Source organism: Paenibacillus terrae, assembly GCF_005217525.1.
Classification (GTDB): domain Bacteria; phylum Bacillota; class Bacilli; order Paenibacillales; family Paenibacillaceae; genus Paenibacillus; species Paenibacillus terrae_C.
This window is the reverse complement of sequence record NZ_PNXQ01000012.1, coordinates 789,571-814,362: the sequence shown is the minus strand read 5'-3', so window position 1 is coordinate 814,362 and position 24,792 is coordinate 789,571. Positions and strand designations below refer to the sequence as shown.

23 protein-coding genes, 2 pseudogenes and 1 riboswitch are annotated in these 24,792 nt (G+C 45.6%); of the genes and pseudogenes, 8 read left to right on the top strand and 17 right to left on the bottom strand.

Annotated features, from left to right (window positions below):
• Positions 1-60: 60 nt before the first annotated feature.
• The 4 genes from C1I60_RS13900 to C1I60_RS13885 all read right to left on the bottom strand — a co-directional run bounded on the left by C1I60_RS13900 (position 61) and on the right by C1I60_RS13885 (position 3,741).
• Positions 61-1,656, bottom strand: a complete 1,596-nt coding sequence (locus tag C1I60_RS13900) for a S1C family serine protease (protein ID WP_137062218.1) — start codon at positions 1,654-1,656, stop codon at positions 61-63.
• Positions 1,657-1,852: 196 nt separating this feature from the next.
• Positions 1,853-2,137, bottom strand: coding sequence for a hypothetical protein (locus C1I60_RS13895; protein WP_137062217.1), 285 nt, complete (start codon positions 2,135-2,137; stop codon positions 1,853-1,855).
• Between the two features lie 85 nt (positions 2,138-2,222).
• On the bottom strand, positions 2,223-2,798 hold the full coding sequence (locus tag C1I60_RS13890; protein ID WP_137062216.1) for a 3D domain-containing protein: 576 nt from the start codon (positions 2,796-2,798) through the stop codon (positions 2,223-2,225).
• Between the two features lie 61 nt (positions 2,799-2,859).
• A complete protein-coding gene (locus C1I60_RS13885; protein WP_137062215.1) occupies positions 2,860-3,741 on the bottom strand; it encodes a putative sporulation protein YtxC in 882 nt (293 codons plus the stop codon).
• Positions 3,742-3,968: 227 nt separating this feature from the next.
• Between C1I60_RS13885 and C1I60_RS13880 the strand changes: the two genes are divergently transcribed.
• The 4 genes from C1I60_RS13880 (at position 3,969) to C1I60_RS13865 (ending at position 7,245) form a co-directional block, all read left to right on the top strand.
• Complete coding sequence (locus tag C1I60_RS13880) at positions 3,969-4,364, top strand: hypothetical protein (protein ID WP_137062214.1); 396 nt, start codon at positions 3,969-3,971, stop codon at positions 4,362-4,364.
• Positions 4,365-4,565: 201 nt separating this feature from the next.
• The gene (locus C1I60_RS13875; RefSeq protein ID WP_137062213.1) at positions 4,566-5,060 is read left to right on the top strand and encodes a cation:proton antiporter regulatory subunit; all 495 of its coding nucleotides are present in this window, start codon (positions 4,566-4,568) and stop codon (positions 5,058-5,060) included.
• Between the two features lie 4 nt (positions 5,061-5,064).
• A complete protein-coding gene (locus C1I60_RS13870) occupies positions 5,065-6,291 on the top strand; it encodes a cation:proton antiporter (protein WP_137062212.1) in 1,227 nt (408 codons plus the stop codon).
• 90 nt (positions 6,292-6,381) lie between these two features.
• Positions 6,382-7,245 carry a YitT family protein gene (locus tag C1I60_RS13865; protein ID WP_137062284.1) on the top strand — a complete coding sequence of 288 codons (864 nt, stop codon included), beginning with the start codon at positions 6,382-6,384 and terminating at the stop codon, positions 7,243-7,245.
• A gap of 203 nt (positions 7,246-7,448) precedes the next feature.
• Here C1I60_RS13865 and C1I60_RS26335 read toward each other — a convergent pair whose 3' ends face one another.
• Positions 7,449-7,538 (bottom strand): putative holin-like toxin, encoded by a 90-nt coding sequence (locus C1I60_RS26335; protein ID WP_007429455.1) that lies wholly within the window; start codon positions 7,536-7,538, stop codon positions 7,449-7,451.
• A gap of 549 nt (positions 7,539-8,087) precedes the next feature.
• On the opposite strand from C1I60_RS26335, the gene C1I60_RS13860 reads away from it, so the two are divergent.
• The 3 genes and pseudogenes from C1I60_RS13860 (at position 8,088) to C1I60_RS13850 (ending at position 10,491) form a co-directional block, all read left to right on the top strand.
• On the top strand, positions 8,088-8,624 hold the full coding sequence (locus C1I60_RS13860; RefSeq protein WP_137062211.1) for a pyridoxamine 5'-phosphate oxidase family protein: 537 nt from the start codon (positions 8,088-8,090) through the stop codon (positions 8,622-8,624).
• Positions 8,625-8,962: 338 nt separating this feature from the next.
• Positions 8,963-9,201: pseudogene (locus tag C1I60_RS13855) on the top strand (YggS family pyridoxal phosphate-dependent enzyme); the annotation flags it as partial.
• Positions 9,202-9,261: 60 nt separating this feature from the next.
• The gene (locus C1I60_RS13850; protein WP_170970799.1) at positions 9,262-10,491 is read left to right on the top strand and encodes a benzoate/H(+) symporter BenE family transporter; all 1,230 of its coding nucleotides are present in this window, start codon (positions 9,262-9,264) and stop codon (positions 10,489-10,491) included.
• Positions 10,492-10,740: 249 nt separating this feature from the next.
• Here the strand turns inward: C1I60_RS13850 and pdxR are convergent, their stop codons facing one another.
• The 5 genes from pdxR to metA form a co-directional block, all read right to left on the bottom strand.
• Entirely contained in the window at positions 10,741-12,171 is a 1,431-nt protein-coding gene (gene pdxR, locus C1I60_RS13845) for a MocR-like pyridoxine biosynthesis transcription factor PdxR (RefSeq protein ID WP_137062282.1), read from the bottom strand.
• A 322-nt stretch (positions 12,172-12,493) separates the two neighbouring features.
• Positions 12,494-13,627: a cyclic dehypoxanthinyl futalosine synthase gene (mqnC, locus tag C1I60_RS13840; RefSeq protein WP_137062210.1), complete on the bottom strand. Its 1,134-nt coding sequence runs from the start codon at positions 13,625-13,627 to the stop codon at positions 12,494-12,496.
• A 408-nt stretch (positions 13,628-14,035) separates the two neighbouring features.
• Positions 14,036-15,214 carry a trans-sulfuration enzyme family protein gene (locus C1I60_RS13835; protein ID WP_137062209.1) on the bottom strand — a complete coding sequence of 393 codons (1,179 nt, stop codon included), beginning with the start codon at positions 15,212-15,214 and terminating at the stop codon, positions 14,036-14,038.
• Positions 15,211-16,395 carry a PLP-dependent transferase gene (locus C1I60_RS13830; RefSeq protein WP_137062208.1) on the bottom strand — a complete coding sequence of 395 codons (1,185 nt, stop codon included), beginning with the start codon at positions 16,393-16,395 and terminating at the stop codon, positions 15,211-15,213. The genes C1I60_RS13835 and C1I60_RS13830 overlap by 4 nt, the downstream gene beginning before the upstream one ends.
• Before the next feature lie 124 nt (positions 16,396-16,519).
• Positions 16,520-17,437 (bottom strand): homoserine O-acetyltransferase MetA, encoded by a 918-nt coding sequence (metA, locus tag C1I60_RS13825; RefSeq protein ID WP_137062207.1) that lies wholly within the window; start codon positions 17,435-17,437, stop codon positions 16,520-16,522.
• Positions 17,438-17,557: 120 nt separating this feature from the next.
• A riboswitch (SAM riboswitch) is annotated at positions 17,558-17,683 on the bottom strand.
• 548 nt (positions 17,684-18,231) lie between these two features.
• Between metA and corA the strand changes: the two genes are divergently transcribed.
• The gene (gene corA / locus C1I60_RS13820; protein ID WP_014280596.1) at positions 18,232-19,167 is read left to right on the top strand and encodes a magnesium/cobalt transporter CorA; all 936 of its coding nucleotides are present in this window, start codon (positions 18,232-18,234) and stop codon (positions 19,165-19,167) included.
• A 79-nt stretch (positions 19,168-19,246) separates the two neighbouring features.
• Here corA and C1I60_RS13815 read toward each other — a convergent pair whose 3' ends face one another.
• The 7 genes and pseudogenes from C1I60_RS13815 to C1I60_RS25625 all read right to left on the bottom strand — a co-directional run.
• Positions 19,247-20,260 (bottom strand): HRDC domain-containing protein, encoded by a 1,014-nt coding sequence (locus C1I60_RS13815; RefSeq protein ID WP_137062206.1) that lies wholly within the window; start codon positions 20,258-20,260, stop codon positions 19,247-19,249.
• A 166-nt stretch (positions 20,261-20,426) separates the two neighbouring features.
• Positions 20,427-21,305: an ROK family protein gene (locus C1I60_RS13810; RefSeq protein ID WP_137062205.1), complete on the bottom strand. Its 879-nt coding sequence runs from the start codon at positions 21,303-21,305 to the stop codon at positions 20,427-20,429.
• Between the two features lie 228 nt (positions 21,306-21,533).
• Positions 21,534-22,430, bottom strand: a complete 897-nt coding sequence (locus C1I60_RS13805; RefSeq protein ID WP_137062204.1) for a 5'-3' exonuclease — start codon at positions 22,428-22,430, stop codon at positions 21,534-21,536.
• Between the two features lie 75 nt (positions 22,431-22,505).
• On the bottom strand, positions 22,506-22,871 hold the full coding sequence (locus tag C1I60_RS13800; RefSeq protein ID WP_137062203.1) for an arsenate reductase family protein: 366 nt from the start codon (positions 22,869-22,871) through the stop codon (positions 22,506-22,508).
• Between the two features lie 2 nt (positions 22,872-22,873).
• A complete protein-coding gene (locus C1I60_RS13795) occupies positions 22,874-23,836 on the bottom strand; it encodes an RluA family pseudouridine synthase (protein ID WP_137062202.1) in 963 nt (320 codons plus the stop codon).
• A gap of 21 nt (positions 23,837-23,857) precedes the next feature.
• The gene (locus C1I60_RS13790; protein ID WP_137062201.1) at positions 23,858-24,421 is read right to left on the bottom strand and encodes a cob(I)yrinic acid a,c-diamide adenosyltransferase; all 564 of its coding nucleotides are present in this window, start codon (positions 24,419-24,421) and stop codon (positions 23,858-23,860) included.
• Between the two features lie 18 nt (positions 24,422-24,439).
• Positions 24,440-24,792: pseudogene (locus C1I60_RS25625) on the bottom strand (hypothetical protein); the annotation flags it as partial.

Genomic DNA, 24,792 nt, shown 5'->3' with positions numbered 1-24,792 from the left:
AACGGAAGGTAGCTTCCTTCCGTTTCTTTTCACATTTTTCACTTTTAAAGGATGATTGGATTACTGTTGGAGAGTCGAGCTAAAGTCGTTCTTGTTACCCACTTTTAACTGAACATCCTTTTTCTGTCCTGCCCGTTCAATGTTAAGCGTCAGTGCTGTACCCACTTTTTGCTTTTGAATGAAATCGATCAGCTCCTGTGATGTGCTGTAAGGAGTACCATTAGCTCCGATAATCACATCATAAGGGCGTAGATCCGCCTGATAAGCTGGTGATTTGTAGATAATATCCCGCACCACCGAGCCTTCAGTCAGGGTTGTCCCTAATTCCTTGGCTACTTCGGGACTCAGATTCAACAGACTTGCGCCAATGAAAGGAACGGGTTCTTTCGGAATAGGCTGATTATTTTTCAGCTTGTCGACGACTTCCAAAATCGTATTGGACGGAATCGCAAACCCGATTCCCTGTGCGTCAGCACTGACAGCTACGTTCATGCCGATAACCTGTCCTTGCAGGTTCAACAGAGGGCCACCAGAGTTCCCCGGGTTAATGGACGCATCGGTCTGGATTAAATGTTTATATTGAGTAGGTTTTCCCGTAGACTCACTGTTAATGGTAATCGTACGTTCCTTCGCACTCAGCACCCCGGCTGTTACCGAATGCTCGAAGCCTTCAGGGTTACCGATGGCTACCATCCACTCACCGACTTTAGCATTTTCGGAGTTGCCTAACGTTACCGTCGGGAAGTTATCCTTGCCTTCAATTTTCAGCACAGCCAAATCCAGGTCTGCATTTTTGCCCAGCACTTTGGCTTCATATGGCTTATTGGTTCCCTCTACCGTGACCTGGACCACATTGGCGCCTTCAACAACGTGATTGTTCGTCAGGATGTAGCCCGTTTTATCGAAAATAAAGCCGGAACCAATACCAAGCGGAGTCAGTTGTCCGCTGTTGCTGCCTTCATTTTCATTGCTGCTGCCGTTGTTTCCGCTATTACCACTGTCTCCATACTGATTACCGAAAAAATATTGATATAGCGGGTCATTATAATAAGGACTGCTTTGTCTGCCACTACCACTAGATTGCTTAGCCAGTGTTTCAATTTTAACGACTGCCGGACCCGCTTTGGCCACAACGGATTGAACGTCTGCAGTGCCGGAAGGCATCACAGCCGGAACTGCGTTAGGAGACTGACTCGTCGTTTCCGAATTGGTCGTTGCTCCGCTTTCAGCTGCCGCCGAAGTCAACGCCGTCTCAGGTGTGAACATATTCGTGCGGTCGGCCGTGTACATCAGAACCGTAATAACCAGCATCCCGGCCAAAAAGGATAGGAAGATCGTCTTTACCTGGGACTTGGGTTTATTTTGCTTAAATTGCCAGTTGCCGCCGTTCCGACCCGAGGCGTCTTGTTGTTGCTCCGCCCCTGCACGATGGTATGAGGAAGGAAGTGGCCTTACTGACTGCGGTGGCGTAATCTCAACGTCCTTCTCTACAAGCTTCCCATCCTTGCGTTGTCCATCTGATTGAACTGAAGAAAAGGGACCGTACGAATAGTAATATGAAGAACCATTTGAATCATTCTGCCGAGTTGTTTTATCGGATTCAACCTGATCGTTTTCATCCCGGCGTCCAGAATTATTATTTTTAAATTCGTCCATTGTATATCTCCTCCCAAACCCTATGCTTCAAGGTGGTGTTGTTTAGCTGACTTTATTTTGCACTTTAAACCTTAATTCCACCTTAAAAACAATTAAAAAGGAGATAAAACCTCAAACCCCATAAGTGACCACCCCTTGTTCAAACACGAAATGCCCCGGATATGAATCCGGAGCATTATCAATTGTATATGCTTTTTTATTTCGTGTTAAAGTTTTCATCGAATTTTTCATTTGGTGTTTGAGCATTGTTTTGAACTTTGCTGAGACTGGAGTTTTGTACCTTTTGTGCTACAGAGCTTGTGCCGACTTGATCTGCTGCGAATTCTTCACCATACTTCTCATTTGGTGTCTGGAAGTTGTCCTGAATTTTATTTTGCTGGGACTTTTTCACCTTTTGAGAAACGACTCCTACCGAGTTATCTTGGGCAAATTCCGCTTTGTACTGGCTTCCTGTGTTTGCTTTGTTTCCTTGATTTTTCATAATTTTCAGCCTCCCAATATGTTTTTCGGGATAAGCTTTATCCCGCAACATAGTATGTGAAGCCGGGAAGAACTATATACACGAATTATATGGAATCATCCAGCGTAGAGGCCGGAATGGATTTGTGCGTCTCGATCACCTTTTGGAGCGAATTCAGCATCTTCTCCGTACATTTTCCGTTTCCTTTTCTAATAATTTGCACATCCACTTCTTTCTTGCCCCACTCGGAATATACCTGCCGGGTAGTTTTGAAATACAGGTCGATTTTATTGCCTTTGATCGCTGATCCCGTATCTGCTACAATGCCGTAGCCGTAACCCGGAATGTACAAAATGCTACCCAAAGGAAATGTTTTGGGATCAGCCGCAATCGTGGACAGTGTGTTTTTGTCACGACGCACTTTAACACCGGAATACGTGATACCGTAACCGGGATGACTTGGCCGTTTGCCAGTGGATTCATAGCCTGCTGTATATCCTGTTGCCGTGACCGTCATAGTCGTAATTACCTGCTCCTCCCGCGGAGCCAAAACAGGCGTTGACTGCCCTTTTTTATGCTGGACCGGCTCTTTGTGACCGTAAACCTCATTGCCGGGCAATACCAGACAAGTGGCGGTTAACAAGGTTCCCAAAATCCGTTTCCAAACCAACATGGATCTCATAAAAAACCTCCCCTTGAGGCAAAGGCTTTCCAGAAATCCGTTGGTTTATACGAGCATTTGATTATTTTTGAACATCCTGTCCGGGATAGAGTCTGCTGAGCTTCATTTTATCTTCAAAAATATGCAGGAGCGTCCGTACAATAGGGGTGTGCTCGTCGTCTGTGTGTAATATAATGGAAGCAGGAGAAATCGAAATGAGTGTGCTGACAATTCTGTCCTCGACTTCCATTTCAAGTTCAACTCCTGGCATCTCCACAATAATGTCATCTCCTTCAGGTGTCGGTATCGGCACCATGGAGCTATCAAGGATGGTAAAATCATGCCCCCCCTGATGAAGCACATGCACCAGTGGAACTTTACTTTCCTGGAAAAACACAAAATATTTGAGCAATCCCATAAATTCTTCATACTGCTGATCTGCCCAAAATTCTTCCATGGCATAGTCGACGATTTCCTCAAGCTCTTTTTTGTATGCGTTCAACCTGAATTGAATAAGCCCTTCCAGATTAACCACGCGCAGCTCCATAAAATCCTTTTCCAGTAAGGCCACCAGTTTGCCGTGACGCTTCATACGTCCTCTTCGCCCATCATCCTTTAACAAAGAGCGCACCATGCTGCGAATCTGTTCCGTATCCTCTTCCTCCAGTAGCGAACAGGCTTTAGCGAGGATCAGATTGAGCATCCCCCATTCCTTCACTTCGATAATATAATCCGCTATTGCGGAAGCCATGATGCTGTATACACAGGGGAGAAAGCTTTCAAACGCCGGATTGCTCTCTGTACCCTTGCAGGTCCAGGCCACTTTGTTTTCCAGTTGTCTGAAAGTGAATCGAAATCCGCGCCGTGACATATGTAGTCCTTTGTTTCTACTCTTGACCACCTGATAAAAACGGTCGCTTTCCTGATTTCCGTCTGTATGGGTCCACACTGTAAACAGTTCCATTGGCTCACTCCTTTCGATCACTGATTACAGTATATGGCGGGCTCTAAAGGGTTATACGAAGTGAACGACTGGAAACAGGATACAGTGTAAAATGAGAAAAATCAGGTTTCAAAGAGAAGGTTTTGGTGTTATAAAGAATGGCTACAAACTCAATACGTTTGAATATTTAGGGTTGGGTATGTTAAGGTTATATTAATATGAATTTTTCACAAGAGGGAGGGGATTAGATGTCAACGATGCTGAACATGCTGCGTACACTCATGATTGTCATATTGAGCCTCGTTCAGATTTTGTCCCTTCCTGTGACGTTTCACGCGGAAGATACTACTCAATCCCTCCAGTTTACTGCGGGATCTTCTCTCATGCCGATTGTTGAAGCTTCTTCGTTGGAAACGGACTCCCATGGGCTGGAGCATCACTCCAAACCAGCCATCCGCAAATCCTCTCCGGTCCTTCATCTGGTGATTGCTGCGGCCAAATCACTTCCCTTTGTCATTTTGGTGGCGTTGGTGCTACTATTGAGTATTCCAAAACTGCGCTTGCCTTTTATTCCTGTCATCTACAAGCTGAAAAAGCAACTCTACTTGTTCCCCATTAAATTCACCTCCAGTTATGTGGCTTAACCCCTTTTACATGCACATCATATTTGCATGTCTCTTTGTAAAATTTTCCTAATATTTCAATAAATAAGTCTGTTCTCTGTCTGTTTTTGTGCCAATTAATGTAATTTTAAGATGTAAAAAAAGTTCCATGTCACACCTAATGTATGTGATTTATTTCCCATACCAATTTTAAACAAATGTACAATACAGGAGGCTTTACAAATGGATATTCGAGAGTCTATTTTGCCAGGAATTGGGATTAAGTATCGAATAGATGCGGAAAGTGGCGATCGCATTGTCATTATTATTCATGATGACGGCAGACGTGAGCTGTATCATTTTGATTATAAGGATTTGGAACAAAGTATTTCCATGACGACCCTGAGTGATCAGGAAGCACGTTTGGTAGCCTCCATTATCGGTGGCATGACGTATAAGCCCAAGCAGCTTGAAAGCGTAGAAATGACGTTCGACGATTTTATTATTGAATGGTACAGAGTGGAGCCTCACTATGCTAGTGTTGGCAAGTCCATCGGTGAGCTGGATGTACGGCAAAATTCAGGAGCTACGGTTATTGCCATTGTAGAGAAAAAAGGGAACAAGTATGTAAATCCCGGCCCGGAAGTGATTATTAGCGAAGGTGCTACTGTGGTCGTGGTCGGGGAACGTGATCAGCAAAAACGCTTTAAACAAATTCTTATGAACGGAAGCGGGTGATTGGATGGATCATCTGGTATTTGAGGTTGGATTGGCTATTGCTCTGATCGCCGCAGCAGGACTTATCTCCACCAAACTGCGCTTATCGGTCATCCCTTTTTATATTCTGATTGGAATGGCCGTCGGACCGCATGCGATGGAGCTGTGGCATTTTGATTTCCGATTTATCGAAAGCGCGTCTTTTATTGATTTTATGGGAAGAATCGGGGTGCTATTTCTTCTCTTCTACCTGGGACTGGAGTTCTCGGTAGGCCGTTTGATTAAATCAGGCCGTTCCATCGCGGTGGGCGGCACCATATATATCGGCATTAACTTTACATTAGGACTGGCGCTCGGCTTTCTAACTGGTTTTCCCATTGCAGAGACACTCGTCATTGCCGGGATCACGACGATTTCCTCCAGCGCTATTGCTGCCAAGGTGTTGGTCGATCTGAAGCGAACCGCTAATGCTGAAACTGAAATGATTTTAGGCATTATTATGTTTGAGGATGTCTTCCTCGCCGTCTACATTTCCATCCTCTCCGGATTGGTTCTCAGCGATTCATCCTCGCTCGGGGGTGTGCTGTTATCGGCGCTAATCGCGCTTGGCTTTATGCTCGCAGTTATTATTATCGGTCGGAAGGCCGTCCCTCTGTTAAATCGAATTCTTCGTATTCGCTCCAATGAGGTATTCGGACTTGTTATTTTTGGCTCCCTGTTTCTTGTGGCAGGTTTTTCGGAAACGATTCATGTGGCGGAAGCCATCGGAGCCTTACTAATCGGACTCGTGCTGGCCGAAACAGAACATGCCAAACGGATCGAGCATTTAATTGTTCCTTTCCGCGATTTCTTTGGCGCCTTGTTCTTCTTCAGCTTCGGACTATCTATTGACCCACTGTCTCTGGGAGGAAACGCGATCTGGCTTGCGCTGGCAGCAGTCATTCTTACGTTAATCGGTAACATTTGGGCCGGGATGCTGGCTGGACGCACTGTCTCTCTGTCACCCAAGGCGTCGGCAAATATCGGTTTGACGATTGTGGCCCGCGGTGAGTTCTCGATCATTATGGCTAATTTGGGCAAAGAGGGCGGTTTGCTGGATATTGTTCAGCCCTTTGCAGCTATCTATGTACTTATATTGGCGATTATGGCTCCGTTACTGGCAAAGCAGTCAAAACCTATTTTTAATATGATGAATAAAGTTTTCAAATTCAAGGACCCCCGCCTTCGAAAGGAAGAGAGGAACTCAGTGTAACTGAAATGTAAAAGCTGGATACGACAATCCAATAGGAGGGAAGGCTATGCCGCACGCTGTAAAACATGCCGAAGCTCTATGAGGCGGCTTGTGAAGCCCGCTTCGGGAGATGCGAGCAGGTTGCCTGTCTTTTATACGGTGATTGGCGGAATTATGGCATCCGTCGGTCTGGAATTGTTTTTGCATCCGCATGATATGATCGCTGGTGGCGTCACAGGCATCTCCAGACTCGTGTCGCTTTACACACAAGAACATTTTGGATTACTGCTGTTCATTTTGAACTTGCCGCTGATGCTGCTGTATTCTCTGTCGACCCACAAGCCCATGCTGCTTCGGGCGCTTCCAGGTTTGTTTGCCTTTTCAGGCTCAGCCATTATTCTGTCTCCATTCCCGGCAGTGAGTGGCCATCCGGTAGTATGCGCTCTGGGCGGCGGGGTCTGCATCGGACTTGGCGCAGGGCTGGCGGCCCGTCACGGAGGTTTGCTCGATTCTCTGGGGCTAAATGAATCTGACGAAGGCCGTCCATCCAGTCTGTTATTAACGCATCGGAAGATTCCGTTGATACAAATTGTGATGCTTTGTAATGGTTTGCTGCTAATTACGGCTGGCTTCATGCTAGGCTGGGAGCCAGCTCTGTATTCAGCCCTTTCCTGCCTTGCTGCCTATGAAACGGCCCGACTGATGTTTAATGGTCTGACCCTCATGGTATGTGTCGTCAGCAAGGATCAGCAAACCATCGAAGAAGCCTTATACCGCAGACTTCGTATACACAATATGCCTGTGGGAAATCCTGCACAGATAGAGGGCAAAAATAGAGGTGGACTGACAGAGGAAAAAGATGAACAGGTCATCGTCTACAGCGTTCACCTATTAGATTTGCAACGATTTAAGGCAGTCATCCAAATGACAGACCCGCAGGCTGAGATTATGTATGTGAAGCGATGGGAAGTGTAGCAGGCCAAGTATATTTACCGTAATACGCTTTTATTCCATTGCCATGCTAGTCGGCAATATGATAAAATATAGCTAAGATGTATACACTAAAAAGAGTAAGGATGTTGTAGCATCCTCACTCTTTAGCAACAGCCGCTTATAAGGGCGGTGGCTGTGTTAACAAAGGCGCTGAAATAGACCGCTAACCTTTTCCAGAGGGCGGTCTATTTCTTTTTGTTGAAGGAAATAATCAAGATCACCAACGTTGCAAATTGAATCATCAACATCAGCGTATCTTTAACCTCCACAGGCATCCCTCCTTTCTATATTAATGCGATTTGAGGAAAAAGAATAATCCATAATAATAAACACATTAAAAAACGCTTATCTACACTAATCCCTCTACACGGATTAATGATAGATAAGCGTTTTTTGTGATTAAGATATATTAAAGGATGTATTTCTAATTTTGCATAATAAAGTCATGTTCGATGCTGCTGGCACCGTCAAAGGTACGAATAATATCATAGCGGGTATTGCGTTGCGCCTGCTACAGAAACGTGAATTATTAGTAGCTTGTTTCAAGATACATCTTAGTATAAGTAGCGGTGGATCATGCGCATAGTGAGCGGGTACTCCCATGCATTTATCCCATCTGATCAAATGAAAGTCCCGTTCAAGTCGCCGCTGGTTAAACGTCTTCATAACTTGAGCAATGCCGAAGCCCCCTCATGCAGCTTTGGAAAGGAATCTGCTTAGTAAAAAAATATGGATTGTTTAATTATTAGATTATGGATGTACTCACTCAATCCAACGACTGATATACTAACGAAAACAATCCAACATTAGAGGAGCGGTTGAAAATGGATAAGGTTCGTTACAAGATAAGAGAAGTATTGGACAGTGACAAAATTGATTCTTTCTTGAATAAAGCGAGGATTGGACATCTGGGTATGGTTGATGGTAAGTTGCCATACGTTATTCCGCTCAATTACGTTTGGTCAAACGGAAAGCTTTATTTTCATGGGGCTACAGGCGGGAGACGCAATCAGGTGATGAGTACAAATCCAGAGGTTTGTTTTACAGTTTGCGAAGAATATGGAACTATTACTGATCCAGTACCAGCCAAGACAGACACCGCATATATGAGTGTTATGATTTTCGGCAAGGCTGAGCCTATTGTCGATCTGGACGAGGTTACACATATGTTGCAGGAAATGATTCAAAAATATGTGCCTGATTATTATAACCGCCCATTGGCCAAACAGCACGTTGACAAATACAGGTCCGCTGTATTCGGAGGTCCAGTTCAGGTATACCGCATTGACCCCTATCATATAACGGCGAAAGAAAATCCAATCGAAGAAGAAAAAATGTATAGACCAGCAAAAACAGTCTAATAGCGGTCTCTAACGAAAACATTTATTTTTGCTAATTTGCATGTGTCTTTCTTCGTGATCTCCATTCCTGAAACAATATAGAGGTTACTTACATCTATAAAACAGGGTTTGGGATGAAAGTTAAACCAGCCAGGTTGAGTAATGACCAAAAGCCGTGGATCCTAATCATAAGGACTGTGGCTCTTTACTGATGTTAGAACCAAAAATTTTGATAAGAAGGCATCAGAAATGGGAAAAGCTAAAATACTTGAACAAAATACATGGGTGAGAAGCAGAAAGAGGGTAGAACGAACATGGGCCATTTAGTCGAAGAAAATCTTGAATCCGTACGATAACGGATGGAATTGGCTTGCCAGGCTTCAGGGCGCAAGAAAGAAGATGTGAAATTGTTGTTAGCGACAAAAATCGTACCCCTTGAAAAATTAAAAATTGCCATTCAAGCGGGCGAAACTTTATTTGGTGAAAACAAGCTCAAGAGCTTTTGGGGAAATTACTACTTATGCAGCAGTACAACCAGGTGGAATGGCATTTTATCGGACATTTGCAAACGAATAAAGTAAAAGACGTTGTAAAATATGAGTATTACTGGAACGAAAACGCGCGTCAGAACGATTAGGAGAGAGGCAGGAGAGAGCTTATGAACACAACATCAACTTCACTGCGCGGCCGCGATTTAATTTCACCCACTATAGCTGCTTTAATATCTGTCATTGTCAATTATGGGGGTACATTTATTCTCGTATTTCAGGCAGCAAAAGTAGCAGGTCTAAGCTCTGAAATGACCGCTTCATGGATATGGTCGATTTCTATTGGTGTGGGTGCAACTGGTATATGGCTAAGTTACCGATACCGTGAACCGATTATTACCGCTTGGTCAACACCAGGCGTAGCTTTTCTTGTTTCGGCGTTAGCTGTAACCCCCTATCCAGAAGTGATTGGTGCCTATATTATCTCTGCTTTAGGATTTATTATTTTGGGGTTATCGGGGATGTTCGAACGTTTCGTCCGGCTAATCCCTCCAGGCATTGCTTCAGGGCTGCTGGCAGGTATTTTACTGCAGTTTGGCATTTCAGCCTTTGGTGGCGCGAAAGTTGACCCTCTGCTTGTAGTTGTCCTGTTTTCTGCGTATGTAGTATTAAGAAGGTTTACATCCCGTTACGCTATCGTGGGTATTTTGGCAATCGGACTTATTTATTTGATTAGTGTGGGGAAAGTAGATTTCAGTAATATCAAATTGGCAATTGCATCGCCGGTATTTGTCGTTCCGGAGTTTTCGTTTCATGCTTTATTGGGTGTTGCATTACCGTTGTTTATTATTACCTTGACGGGACAATATATGCCTGGAATGCTAGTATTGCGAAATGACGGATTTAAAACGAGCGCGAATCCGATTTTGACTGTAACGGGTTTGGGCTCGCTCTTAACAGCGCCTTTTGGCTCACACGCCTTTAATGTAGCAGCAATTACAGCGGCGATTTGTACAGGGAAAGACGCGCACGAGGATTCAACAAAACGTTACATTGCAGGTATTGCCTGTGGCATTTTTTACATTGTTGTCGGCATTTTTGGTGTGACGCTGTCTGCTCTGTTTCTGATTCTTCCTGCTACCTTTATCGCCACCTTAGCAGGATTGGCACTCCTGGGTACAATTGGCGGTAGCCTTGCCAACGCATTAACAGATCCCAAGGGACGTGAGACAGCATTAATTACTTTTTTGGCAACAGCCGCAAATGTTACATTACTTGGAGTTGGAGGTGCATTTTGGGGACTTATTACAGGTTTAGCGGCACATCTTTTGATACATGGACAATTTCGAAAAAAGCAATATAGTACGAATGTAATTCAACAAGCTGAGCAGAAACAATAGAAGGCTGAAAATCAGTACAGAGACAGATAAGGTCACAAAGGTATGGCAGATATATTGTGGAGGTGGTATATGCCACCTTCGGCTGATTAACGGTCACATCCGTAAAGTATATGGGCTGTCAAAGGATAAAGTTGTAAAACGGATGAGAAGCTGCTTGGCGGTAAGCAACGAGTATTCACCTTTGCTGCAGAAGTGGTAGCTACGCCATCTCATGAAGCTTTGATGATGCTTCTCGGCGTAGACGGTGTCTTATAAAAGCATCTCCGCAAGGCGATAAATACCGACTTCAATTGCCTCCTCATCTACTTTAGCAAAACCAAGTACCCATCCTTTTCGGTCGCTATTTAGACAATAATTGCTTAGGGGATAAACACGTATTCCTTCTTTGAGCGCTTGGTTAGTCACAGCTTCTTCGTCAAACGATTCCTCAGCTTCGAGAAGCATGTGCAATCCTGTTTCTACCCCACTGAGTTTAAAACGCTTGTCTAGACCAGTAGCAGCTAGGGCCTTTGTCATGGCTGCATGTCTGCGCCGATATACATTTCTGACTCTTCTCATATGGCGCATGAAATGCCCGTGTTCAATAAAATGAGCAAGCGTCAATTGTTCCATAATTGGAAGATGACGATAAGTGAGTGCATGGACATGAGCAAGCTGTTGGATGGCCCCTTTTGGCCCAACAATCGCAGATATTCGGATTCCAGGAGCAACCATTTTGGAAAAGCTCATCATATATAACGTGTTTTGGGGTTGATGGCTGAATAACGTAGGAAGTGGGTCCCCACGATATCGAAATTCACTATCATAATCGTCCTCAACAATCCAAAATTGATGTTGTGTAGCCTTACGTAACAATTGTTGCCTCCGGGGTTCCGACATTATGACTCCAACTGCACACTGATGCGAAGGCGTGACAAAAGTTAGCTTGGATTGTGGATGAATGTGATCTACCTGTAATCCGTACTCGTCAACAGGAACGGGCACAACATTCATACTCCTATATTTCATGGTCATCCAAGCTGCAGGAAAACCGGGATCTTCAACAGAAACCGTGTCTCCTTCAGTTAATAGCGCTTGAGCGATCAAATCAAGGCTATGCTGCGCTCCTGAGGTTAACATAATTTGATCGATATGCACATGGATTCCTCGTTCAAGTGACAAATACCGTTGTATCTGTTCGCGCAGTGATACAAAACCGTAGGCGTTACCATAAGCCCAATTCGCCAAGTCCATTTCTGTGGAGGCTTGTAAAAATGATTGTCTCCATTTTCTTTGAAAATGTTGGTCCAAATAAGGTTCGTGGGGACAGAAATCAATCTCCACATTTTGCTCTTCTTTGCCTCTAAGCCAGCCGTGTAGATGATTGACTGCAGCGTTTAATACAGGTAATTCAGGGGTGACTGGCCCTTGAGGCATAACATCTTCAAAAGAGCCTGTTATATAGCTCCACTCACTTACCCTTGTTCCACCGCGCCGAGATGTCACGGTGTATCCACGGCTGAATAATTCCTCATAAACAATCTGTATGGTTGAGCGCGAGACACCCACTAATAAAGCGAGCTCACGAGATGGGAGTAGCAATTCCCCTGGTGGCCATTTTCCTGTTCTAATATTATGAATCGCTTGGTCTAGAAGTTGCTGCCATAGGGGACGTTGGTCGTTTCGGTTAACTTTGAGCATAAGATTCACCTTCATATGTATTTGAATTCAAAATATGGATCGCTTAAATCACTTATTAATGTATGATTATAACACTCCATTAATTAATATACTATCATGACGATAGCTGCCTTTCAATACGATAGTATTTAGAAAAAAGAGGACAACTAGAGCGTGTCTTCAAACTTTAAGCAGCCAAAACATGATGGAAACCAACGTCAAAAAAGCTTGTCTATCATTAATCCTTCCATTTGGATTAATGATAGACAAGCTTTATGTTACTACCGGAAAATAACAGGTTACATGCTCCATTATGTGTTAATTTAGTTATGGTGTGTTTGTCTTAATTTTGCATAATAAAGTCATGTTCAATACTGCTGGCACCGTCAAAGGTACGAATAATATCATAGCGAGTATTGCGTTGTGCCGGAACATGACCCGTCTCGCGGATCAGCTGTAAAATGGATTCGATGTTAACTTTGTACGTTGCGCCTGCGGCGGAAACGACGTTTTCCTCAATCATGGTACTACCGAAGTCGTCGCAACCGTAGTACAATGATTTTTTACCGATTTCCGGTCCCATCGTTACCCACGAAGACTGAATATGCTTGATGTTATCCAGAACAAGGCGGCTGATTGCAACAGTCTTCAAATATTCCTCTGGCGTCTGGCGTTCCTTTTTCAGGTTCGTATTATCCGGTTGGAAGGTCCATGGAATAAAGGCCAGGAAGCCTTCGGAATCATATTTGTTTTCAATGCATTCGTCCTGGGCATCACGAACACGCAGTAAATGCAGCGCACGCTCCTCCATCAACTCGCCAAAGCCGATTACCATCGTAGCTGTCGTGTTCATACCCACCTTGTGAGCGGTCTGCATCACGTCCATCCAATCCCGCCAAGAGCCTTTGAGACGGCTGATTTTGCGGCGTGTGCGGTCATCCAAAATTTCTCCGCCTCCCCCCGGCAGAGAATCCAATCCAGCTTCATGAATGGCTCGAATCGTATCTTCCATGGACAAGCCGGATTTTTCCTTCATCTTATGAATTTCAGCCGGCGAGAAGGAGTGCATCGTAATATCAGGAAAACGCTCCTTGATCGCTTTGAGCAAATCGGTATAGTAACTGAACGGCAGGTTAGGATTCACTCCGCCTTGCATCAGAATCTCGGTGCCGCCTACATCCTGCGTTTCCTTGATTTTCTGGAAAATCACTTCATCGGGGAGGACATAGCCTTCATCCGAGCCCGGTCTACGGTAAAAGGCGCAAAAGCGGCAGTATACGTCACAGACGTTCGTATAGTTAATATTTCGTCCGATGACGAAGGTTTTGATCGGATCAGGATGCATACGGTTCATCACTTTATTCGCCGCATGACCGATTTTTTCTACCTCGTCTGACTCGAACAAAGCAACGGTGTCCTCTAAATTCAGGCGTTCGCTGCGCAAGGCTTTATCTAAAATATGATCGATTACACTCATGGTGTATCCTCCTTCGCTTTCACAGGGGGACGAAATGAAAGACAGGACTTATGAACGAGAATGATTTCACAAACCTGCGTTCGAACCCTGTCGTATTATATGTGTTCATGACTGGCTTTGTATTTGTCTGTGCTGTATAGCATAGTAAAACCTAATGATAATACTAACATAACTTTAGGTAAGGAACCATACTTATTCCCGTTTCTTTCTGCTTTCTACCCAGGGGATGATGCGACGAACAAGCTATAATTCTACGGTAGATTGTCCCATGGAAAGGGAAAATGGGGTTGTGCAACACCATTCATATTGTCCTCCCCCATATCGCGCTTACACAAAGCAGCAAGCTTCCCACTACACAGAAGCTTGCTGCTTTTTTAGGTTTTATGTTTATTATGCCGTGTTTTTGTTTTAGCGAAGAGCCTCATTCAGATCATTGATCAGATCGTCAATATCCTCCAGACCTACGGAGAAACGCAGCAGACCGTCCGTGATTCCACGCTCCAGACGTACACTGTGTGGCATTGCCGCATGTGACATCATCGCCGGATACGACAAGATACTTTCCACAGCTCCTAGACTTACCGCCACAATCGGAATTTGTATGCGATTGAGTACCTCTTTTGCACGCTCACCGGAACCTACATCAAACGAGATCACCGCACCATATCCACTGGATTGGCTCTCATGTACAGCACGCCCCGGATGATTTTCCAGACCCGGATAGTATACCGCCTCAATGTCACTTCGCTCGTTCAGCCAATTGGCCAGCTTCGCTGCACTCTTTTCACTGTGAGCCATACGCGCTTCCAGTGTCTTCATCCCGCGCATAAGCAACCACGACTCCTGTGGGGCTAATACGGTTCCAAGTCCATTTTGAAGCTGCTTGATTTGTCTGCCCAACGACTCCGTACGTGCTACCGCAAGACCTGCCAATACATCACTGTGGCCGCCGAGAAATTTGGTTGCGCTGTGCAACACAATGTCGACACCCTGCTCAATTGGACGTTGATAATATGGCGTCATAAAGGTGTTATCCAGCAGTGTCAGCAGTCCTTTATCCTGTGCCCAAGCTGTTACCCCTGCCACATCGGTGATTTTGAGGGTTGGATTGGAGGGCGTCTCCATGTACACTGCCTTCGTATTTTCCTGCAATGCTTCTTTCACAAGGTTGATGTCTGTCATATCGACGAAGGTGGTTTCAATGTTCATCCGTTTTAAAATCGAAGTCAGCAGGCGGTAGGTCCCACCATATACATCCTCCGAAACAATGACATGGTCCCCTGCGGACAACAGCATAAACGTACTGGAGATGGCCGCCATGCCCGATGCAAAGGCAAACCCTCTGGCCCCGCCTTCCAGTAAGGCGATATAGTCCTCCAAAGCTTGCCGTGTCGGGTTGCCAGAACGGCTGTAGTCATGCAGCGGAGGATTGAAAATATCGTGATGGTGAAAGGTGGACGCCTGATAAATCGGTACGCTCGACGCACCTGTAACACTATCGATTTCAGAGCCAAAATGTAGCAGCTTGGTAGCAAATTTCCGTTCTTTTTCCGACTCTTGCCCGATTTTCCGCGCGTCCTCAATCATTGCTGTTGTCCTCCTTCGATTTCCTGACGTGCCGCCTCCAACGCTGAACGCAAATCTTCAATTAAATCATCCGTATGTTCAATGCCGACGGAGAAGCGCAGCAACCGATCATCTACTCCCACTGCATCCCGAATCTCAGCCGGTATATCGGCATGTGTCTGCACAGCAGGATAAGTCATTAACGATTCCACACCGCCCAGACTTTCTGCAAAAGCAATAAGCCTAATGTTTCGAAGCAATGGCTCCACATAACGGGCATCTTTTACTTTAAAAGAGAAAATACCTGTGTTGCCGCTGGATTGTTTTTTTTGAATTTCACGCCCAGGATGACCCTCAAGCCCCGGATAAAACACCTCAGCCACCGCCGGATGCGTCAGCAGATAATTGGCCAGCACCGTCGCATTATGCTCATGCCGATCCATACGCAGCGCCAATGTTTTCATGCCCTTCATCAACTGGTAGCTATCACTCGGAGAAAGTACAGCACCAATGGAATTATGAAGGAAGGAAATCTCGGCTGATAGCTCCTTACCCTTAGATACGATCAAGCCTGCCAGCACATCATTGTGTCCGCCCAGATACTTGGTTGCGCTATGTACCACAATATCGGCACCCAGCTCCAAAGGACGCTGGAAATACGGTGTTAACAGGGTATTATCTACAATGGTAAGCAGCTGACATTGTGATGCCCATTCGGCTACAGCGCGAATATCCGTAATCATCATTAATGGATTCGTAGGCGTTTCAATGAATACCGCTTTGGTATTTGGTCGACATGACTGCTCGATGGCTTCAAGATCGTTCGTATCCACATAGCTCGCCGTCACGCCGAATCTGGATAAAATACGTTCCAGCAAACGATACGTGCCTCCATACAGATCCAGCGATACAATCAGATGATCTCCTTGTCCAAACAGGGCAAATACCGTTTGCAGCGCCGCCATACCTGAACTGCATGCAAAGCCTGCATCACCGGATTCCAGTGTAGCGGACGCCTCCTCCAGCACCTTGCGTGTCGGATTGATCGTGCGAATGTAATCAAATCCTGTGCTTTGACCCAAACGGGGATGGCGAAACGCCGTAGATTGATAAATCGGAAAATTCACCGCTCCGGTTACCGGCTCTTCAATTGAACCAATTTGTGCCAATCTGCTTTCAATTTTCCACTGTTTCTCACTCATATGAATCCTCCTGTTCATTTCCACAATAGGTGCTATAACATATGCTGCAAAATTGGATTATCATATCTATACTGCTGCGCTGCTGCAAGGTGGTACTGCGTAGAGATAAACGTTAAGCCCCATTTTAAATCTGGGGCCCGATATCAAAAGGGGTTTCTTGGTATACATAGTAGTTGAGCCAATTTGAAAATAATAAATTGGCATGCGCACGCCAGGTTGAGGGCGGTGTACGCTCAGGGTCATTGTTGGGAAAATAATTTTTCGGTACTTCAATATCCATCCCTTTGGCGACATCACGATCATATTCCCATTTCAGGGAAAGTGGATCGTATTCGGAATGTCCGGTTACAAAGATTTGTTTGCCATCACGCGTAGCTACCAGGTACACTCCGGCTTCCTCAGATTCGGATAAAAGCTCCAGTTCATGAATATGCTCGATATCTTCGCGCCGAACCTCTGTATGCCGGGAATGAGGTGCATAAAACAATTCATCAAAACCGCGTAGCAGCTTCACTTTAGGTTTAATAACGCTATGTGAAAACACGCCAAAGCATTTGTAATCAAGTCCGTATTTAGGAACGCCGAAATGATGGTACAGACCCGCCTGTGAGGCCCAACAGATATGCATGGTGGAAGTTACATTCGTTTTCGTCCATTCAAAAATTTGCCGGATTTCCTCCCAGTAGTTCACATCTTCAAACTCAAGCTGTTCAACGGGTGCTCCCGTAATAACCATACCGTCAAAACGGCTGTTTCTGATCTCATCAAAGGTTTTATAAAACATGTTCAAATATTCCTGCGATGTATTTTTAGATACATGCGACTTCATGTGCACCAGCGTAACGTCCACTTGAAGCGGGGTATTGCCGACCAGGCGCAGCAGTTGGGTTTCCGTTGTCTCTTTGGTAGGCATCAAATTCAAAATGGCGATGCGCAACGGACGAATATCCTGATGATAGGCCAGGCTTTCATCCATTACGAAAATATTTTCGCCCTCCAGCACTTCCTTGGCAGGTAGTGTATCCGGAATTTTAATCGGCATGTAAACTCACTCCTTGTTCGGTGAAGTTTTTGCGAAAATCGTCATGTTGAGATGCCGGGCATATAATAAAAAGACCTTCCTCGGTTACGAGAAAGGTCATATTTGTATCCATATGCGCCTCTCTCATCTGTCAGGGCATCGCTCTTTGTAAAAAGCGCGCGTCCTGCAAGAATTAGCACCGTGCGATTAAAATCGCCGGTTGCCGGGTATCATCGGGCTAGTCCCTCCACCTGCTCTTGATAAGATTTCGCTATATTCAATTTGGGTTCATAAAAAGTTCTTGTTGTTCACTTTAATGCATCCGATGGGCTTCGTCAAGATGGGACTTGTAATTTTCCACCCCTGCATTCACATTTCGGTTTACTTTTCCATATGTTAAATCATACATTATCCCATCGCCGAAGCTCTTGTCACTCCTATTGATTTAGCCCATGATTTTGCGCTTGAAAGGCTGTAGGCCGAGCGTTATACTATACAAGTGCTATAGGCGAAAATATAAAGCAGTGGTGCAGATTTAGAGTGCTTTCTGTGATACTGTGGCAACCTAAAAAAGAACATGTGTGAGGTGAATCCGGAATGGAAGGCGACCCGAGTCCGAATAGGCGGCGATCCCTGAACAACAGCATAGGAATGACTTCAGCTTGCCGAAAGACGGGACGCCAGGCTCTGCATGCTCCAAAAGCCTCTGGCTTTTGATGGGGATGCCGCTTACCCGCTCCGGCTAACTGAGTCCATTCCTTATGCTTTTAGGTACATGTATTTTCCGTTACGACGGAGCATAAGGAGTGACATATATGAAAATCCGTTTGGTAAATAACGGGGTTTTTACCCCTGTCGAAGAAATTGAAATGGCGCTTACTCCGCCAGCAGAAGGCTTTTATTGGATTGATGCCGATGTTGATGATCTGGCAGTGCTCCAGCCTTTGTTCTCCATGCATGATCTCGCGGTAGAGGACTGTTTGAGTGAAGAAGAGCAGCGTCCGAAGATTGAAATTTACGAAAGCCATTATTTTATCGTTGTAAACAGTATTCGTTTTGATGATGAAGAAATATTTTTACGTGCTTTGAACATTTTCCTGGGCCGCCATTTTATCATTACGGTGACGAAGCAGAAAATCAATGAGCTGCGCACCCTCAAGCCTATGCTGTGGGAGCAGGAGGTCAGCCAGCCTGACCGTTTTATGTATCTGTTGATCGACTTGATCGTTGACAACTATTTTCTGGTTGGTGACCGGATTGAGGTTCGCATTGAAAAGCTGGAAGAAGACATTCTGATGCATACGAAAAAATCGCATTTGAATGAAATTATTGGCTTACGCAGTGAGATTCTGTGGCTGAAAAAAGTGCTTGGTCCACAAAAAGAAGTCATCAATACGTTGAACAAACGGGATTTACGGCTGATCGACGATCAATTGCAAAAATATTTTAGCGACATTTATGAAAATGCCGTGAAAATTTCGGAGACTTTCGAAACTTACCGCGATTTAATGGGTAACCTTCGAGAAGCTTATCAATCCAGTATCGCTAACCGTGCGAATGAAATCATGCGCGTGTTTACAGCGATTACAACCGTGTTTATGCCGTTGACTGTTATTACCGGAATTTATGGTATGAACTTTGATAATATGCCTGAGCTTCATACACGTTATGGTTATTTTGTCGTCATTGGTATTATGGTGGCGCTGGGTGTCAGCATGTTCTGTATTTTCCGCAAGAAGGATTGGGTTTGAAAATAATCAGCAGCAGCCGTATTCTCACAGGATATATAGCTGCTGCTTTTTTGGTGCAGTTTTTTATATCTGCACTAGGTTATCCCGCATGCCGATCTGATGCCACCTGATGACGAAAACGGATACGAATCAGACGCAGCCGCTCATAAACTTGATCCAGCCCCGTTTCCGCGGCCTGTTCCTCACCATATACCCGCAGCATGACGGGCTTGAGCAACGTATCCCCCAATTCTTCATACGCAGACCAGATTGCCGTCTGCTCTTCCTCAGATACGTTCACCAATTCCTGACGGATCAGCTTTTCCATATCGATTCCATCTCTATCCAAATGCTCCACTGCTTCAATCATTTCTCTACGATGTAACCCCACCTTCTGTCCAATATGCTCCAATGTAAGACCGTCTGAAATACTTTCAATAATGGTTTTTGTCAGACTGAATTTATTCAGTTCCTGCTTATACTGGGTCTCTTTTTGCTTGTACAGCCATGATAAGAAAACTTCCTCATCCAGCGTCTCTGTTACCCAATTTAGCGGAAATGGCGTAGTCCGGTCATTTTGTGTCGTAATAGCCAGCAGTTCTGGCCCATATTGAGATATTTTACCTTGCCCCATCCCTGGTAGCTCCAGCAACTCCTCCTCGGTATGGGGAAGATAGACGCTAATCAACCGAAGCAGACGATTGGTGGCAATAAAATAAGGTGCCTTCCGCTCAGCAGCAGCCTTTTGCCGCCTCCACATCGTCAATTGCTCATACACATCATCACGTGGAAACAAATCACTATAGCAATACAGCTTTTGTAATGTTTGTCCACGCCCTGCTGCCCCTGACCCTTCCTGCTCATGGAAAACACCATGGATTAAGGGCCTGTAGCCCTCTGCCATCTTCAGCGCCAGCTCATGGCGGTATACATGCAGCAGCTCCTGCCATAAGCTGCCCTCATACCAAAGATCATCTGTACTTTCATCCAAGCTGTGTTGTGTGCTCCACCCTGCACTCCATACCCCATCATGTTGTCCAATCCATACCTGGGCAAATACCTCATGGCCCTGTTCATTCCGCTTGGACAAGCGGTTTAAAAATACGATTTCCATGCTTTTTTCCTCCATGCTTATAATTGAGTTACAGTCCGGTACAACGCCAAACGCAAAAAAAGCACCTATCCCGCGTATTCGCAAGAAAGGTGCTTCCCTTTTTGAGCCGTACTATACTGTTGCCTATATGATAACCGTACCTCGGATCGCCGTCAACCCAAAATTATCATTTGTTCAACTTTTCCTTTGCCAAGGCAAGAGCCCCGCACAATCCGGCATTGTCTCCCAAGCCTGGGGTCACGATATATTGATCAATTTCTGTAGTCAGACTCGGATGCTGTACGTATCCGTTCAACAGTTTTTGAAGCTCGGCGCGAACGAGTGGGAACAGTTGCTCCTGCTTCATCACTCCGCCGCCCATAATAATTTTTTGCGGTGAAAGAATCAATACATAGCTCATCAAAGCCTGTGCCAGATAATAAGCTTCCATCTCCCAAGCCGGATGATCCACAGAAAGCTCATGTCCTTTGACCTTCCATCTTTTTTCAAGCGCAGGACCTGCTGCCAATCCTTCCACACAATCTCCGTGATAAGGACATGTCCCTTCATAAGTATCTTCTGGATGACGACGCACCAGGATGTGGCCCATTTCAGGATGGGATAATCCATGAATCAGCTTCCCACCGACCAGAGCACCCGCTCCAATGCCTGTACCTATCGTAATATAGAGACAGCTGTCCAGTCCCTTGGCCGCCCCCCAGATGGATTCACCCAGTGCTGCGCCGTTCACATCCGTGTCAAATCCCATAGGTACATCAAAATGCTCTTTCAGCTTGCCGATCAGGTTATAATTGCCCCAATGCGGCTTTGGCGTTGTTGTAATATAGCCATATGTATTACTGCCTTCGATAGGATCAATCGGCCCAAACGACCCTACGCCCAGCGCTTCTATACCCTTCCCTTCAAAAAATGCAACGACATTCGCCATCGTTTCTGCTGGCGTGACTGTAGGAAAGCTCGCGCGTTCCAGCACCTCTCCCTGTTCATTGCCAATTCCACATACAAATTTGGTACCGCCTGCCTCAATTGCTCCCAATACTGTCATAGCTGCTGTTGTCCCCTCTCAGTCATGATCCGGTTCTCTCTACCCTATATTCGCCTGAAACGTGTCCAAGGTCAATCCCCTGATCGCAATTGTATATAATCCTTCACAAGAATATATATCTTCCTTAATATAACTGTGCATAAAAAAGGACACTAACGCACTAAGCGCCAGCATCCTCATATGTGTAATGCGACTCCGAGTTGTACTTGTGAAGCCAAGCTGGCTTCGTTATGATCCAGTTGCCACACCCATTAACGTACACAAGCTTTTCATTTCAAGCTCCTCAAACTTGTCTACAATTTGCACATGATCCAGCGTCAACAGACAGCTGTCCAGTGCGCATACTACAGGTACACCACAGTGAATTTCTGCCAGCTTACGTGACAAATGCAGCATATCCAGATCACTCTCGATCTTTTTGCGCACTGCTGGCGTCAATTGATCCAGATTCTCCAGAATACCTTCAATGGAGTCATATTCCTGTACCAGCTTGAGTGCCGTCTTTTCACCAATGCCCCGTACTCCCGGGTAATTGTCGCTTGCATCCCCCATCAGGCCCTTGAGGTCCACAACTTGGCGGGGTTTGAGTCCTTTTTCAGACAGCAGCGTTTCCGGGGTATACACCATATAATTGCCGTGACCTTTTTTCATAATAATAACCCGTGTCCGCTCATCCACCAATTGGAGTAAATCATGATCTCCGGAGAGAATCATTACATCCATGTCCTCATTCTGCGTATAGTGGCGTGCCAGCGTACCGATGCAATCATCCGCTTCAAAGCCTGTCGCTCCAATGTTAGGGATGCCAAGGCTGTCCGTCACTTCACGGATCAATGTAAATTGAGGAATCAAATCATCCGGCGCGTCAGCGCGATTTCCCTTGTACGCAGCAAAATGCTCCCCGCGGAACGTCGTTCCTCCCATATCCCAGCAGCATACGACATGCGTTGGATTATATGTTTGTACCGCATCCCAAAAATATCGAATAAAACCATATATTGCGTTCGTTGGCACCCCGGCCTTTGTACGCCTTATATAACCGTTTGCAGCAGTTGCATAATAAGCGCGGAATAACAGAGCCATGCCGTCAACCAGCATTATGGATTGTTCTTTACGTTGTGTCACAGATTGTATTGCTCCCATTCATGATATTATTATTTAACCCCAACAGTATAACATATCGCGGAGCCGAATTGGACGTTATTGAGCGCCCCATGCTTCATCAAATGTTTCCTCTTTGAAGCCTACCGTTACTTTGTTCCCGTCTGTTACAATCGGGCGCTTGATCAATCTCCCATTCGAGGATAAAAGCGAGATTTGCTCTTCACGGCTCATGTCTGCCAGCTTGTCCTTCAGCTTTAGCTCCTTATATACCTCACCGCTCGTATTGAAAAACTTTTTCAGCTCCAGTCCACTTTTGCTGATTAAATCAGTCAATTCCTCCGGTCCGGGGGGTTGCTCAAAAATAGGAATCAATTCCGTTTCATGTCCCTTGCTTTGCAGCCATTTCACTGCATTGCGGCAAGTGCTGCATTTGGAGTACTGGTATACTTTCAACTGGCTCATCGTTATGTTAACCCTCCATTTTGATTTCTTAACAGCTCCTGTAACTGGGCCATATCGTCAGGCCAAGGAGCACAAAACGTCAACTGCTCTCCGGTCACAGGATGCACCAAGGACAGCTCTGAGGCATGCAATGCCTGTCGGGGCATCTGGGCATCCAGTTGATCATAACGCTCACGTTGCGCAGCGTCAGCAGGCGTATTTCGGTACATTTTATCTCCGATCAACGGACATCCGATAGAAGTCATGTGTACCCGGATTTGGTGCGTACGCCCGGATTCCAGCTTGATCCCGATGCGGCTCCCCTCATTCCAGGCTTCCTCCAGCTTATACAGTGTAAGGGCCGGATAACCATCAGGGGTCACCATGCGCAAATGTGGATCATCCGGATTACGGTCAATCGGCCCATCCACCCTGCCTTCCTGTGGAACAGGGCAACCGTGCACTAGGGCAGTGTAACGCTTATCCACCGTTCCCATAATCATTTGCTCGGAAATATGCTGGTGTACATATGGATTTTTAGCCACCACAAGAACGCCAGTCGTCTCCTGATCCAGACGATGAACGGGGCGAAACCGGAACAGCTCACCTTTGGCCTCCCAATAATGCACAACCCCATTAGCCAGTGTTCCCGTGTAATGGCCGTGAGTCGGATGGACAATCATACCCGCCGCCTTGTTGACAACCAATAAATGCTCATCCTCAAACAAAATGTCAAAAGGAATCGGTTCAGGCAAAATATCATCGGAACGCTCGCGCTCCATACGAATTTCCACCCGATCCCCGGACTGTACCTTTACACTGATATACACTCGTGTTCCGTTCAGCATAATACCTTGTTCCGTCAGCTTAAGTTTGGATATCAGCTTGCGTGAAACATTCATACGTTTTTGCAAAATGGTCTTCAACAGCATTCCCTCCTCCTCAGGAGGGATCGTATACACGATAGGTTCATAGTACAAACTCATCACAAATTCCCGGTTGCCTCCTTATTTGCGAAACACTTTTTTGCTGCGCACATATTCGACATCCGGCACCCCTTGACGTACATTCGCGGTGCGGGCCACGACGAAGAAATAATCGGACAGACGGTTCAAATACCGACGTACCGCAGGATTGATTTCGGTATGCTTCCCCAGTGTGACAGCACGACGTTCCGCTCGGCGGCAAACCGTACGGCAAACATGAAGCGCTGAGGACAACGTGCTGCCCCCCGGAATAATAAAACGCTCCACCTTCGGATTTTCCTCCTGACATGCGTCAATCCAGCCTTCAAGCCGCTCTGCCAGCTCATCCTTCACCTTGTATTTACTTTCGTTGATTTTGACAAATGCCAAATCCGAACCGCAATCAAACAGTTCCTGCTGTACTTCCTCCAATTGATCCCGAATATCCGCAAACTTTTCTCCTTCGGCAAAGCTGATTGCTTGTCCTACAAAGCTGTTCAGTTCGTCAATCGTACCATATGCCTCCACACGGTCATCATCCTTGGACACCCGACCACCGATCACCGAGGTTTGTCCCTCATCACCTGTTCTTGTATAAATTCCCATGGTATCTCATCCCCTCTATCATTCCGTCAATGCTTTTAACACCTTGATGGCTTCTTCCTTATTACTCGTACGCGGTGGCACGGTAGCAAATAATGTTTTAGAGTTATATTTTAAATCCTTGAACATCTTCATCTGCTCCACCGGAATCCCGAACAAATGAGTTTCCTTGATTATATCGGTTCCTTTTTCCCCCTGCTCCTTTTCCTTAAATACGCCGCCCTCGAACACACCCCGAGCATACGTTTTCTTGTCAAAAGCATCGTCTAAAGGCAAATTTGAACCATTCTGTCCATACACCTTCATATCCTCTTCCGGCAAAATAAACAGATCGTTTTCCCCAGCCGCATATTCAACGACCAGTTTCTGCTGGT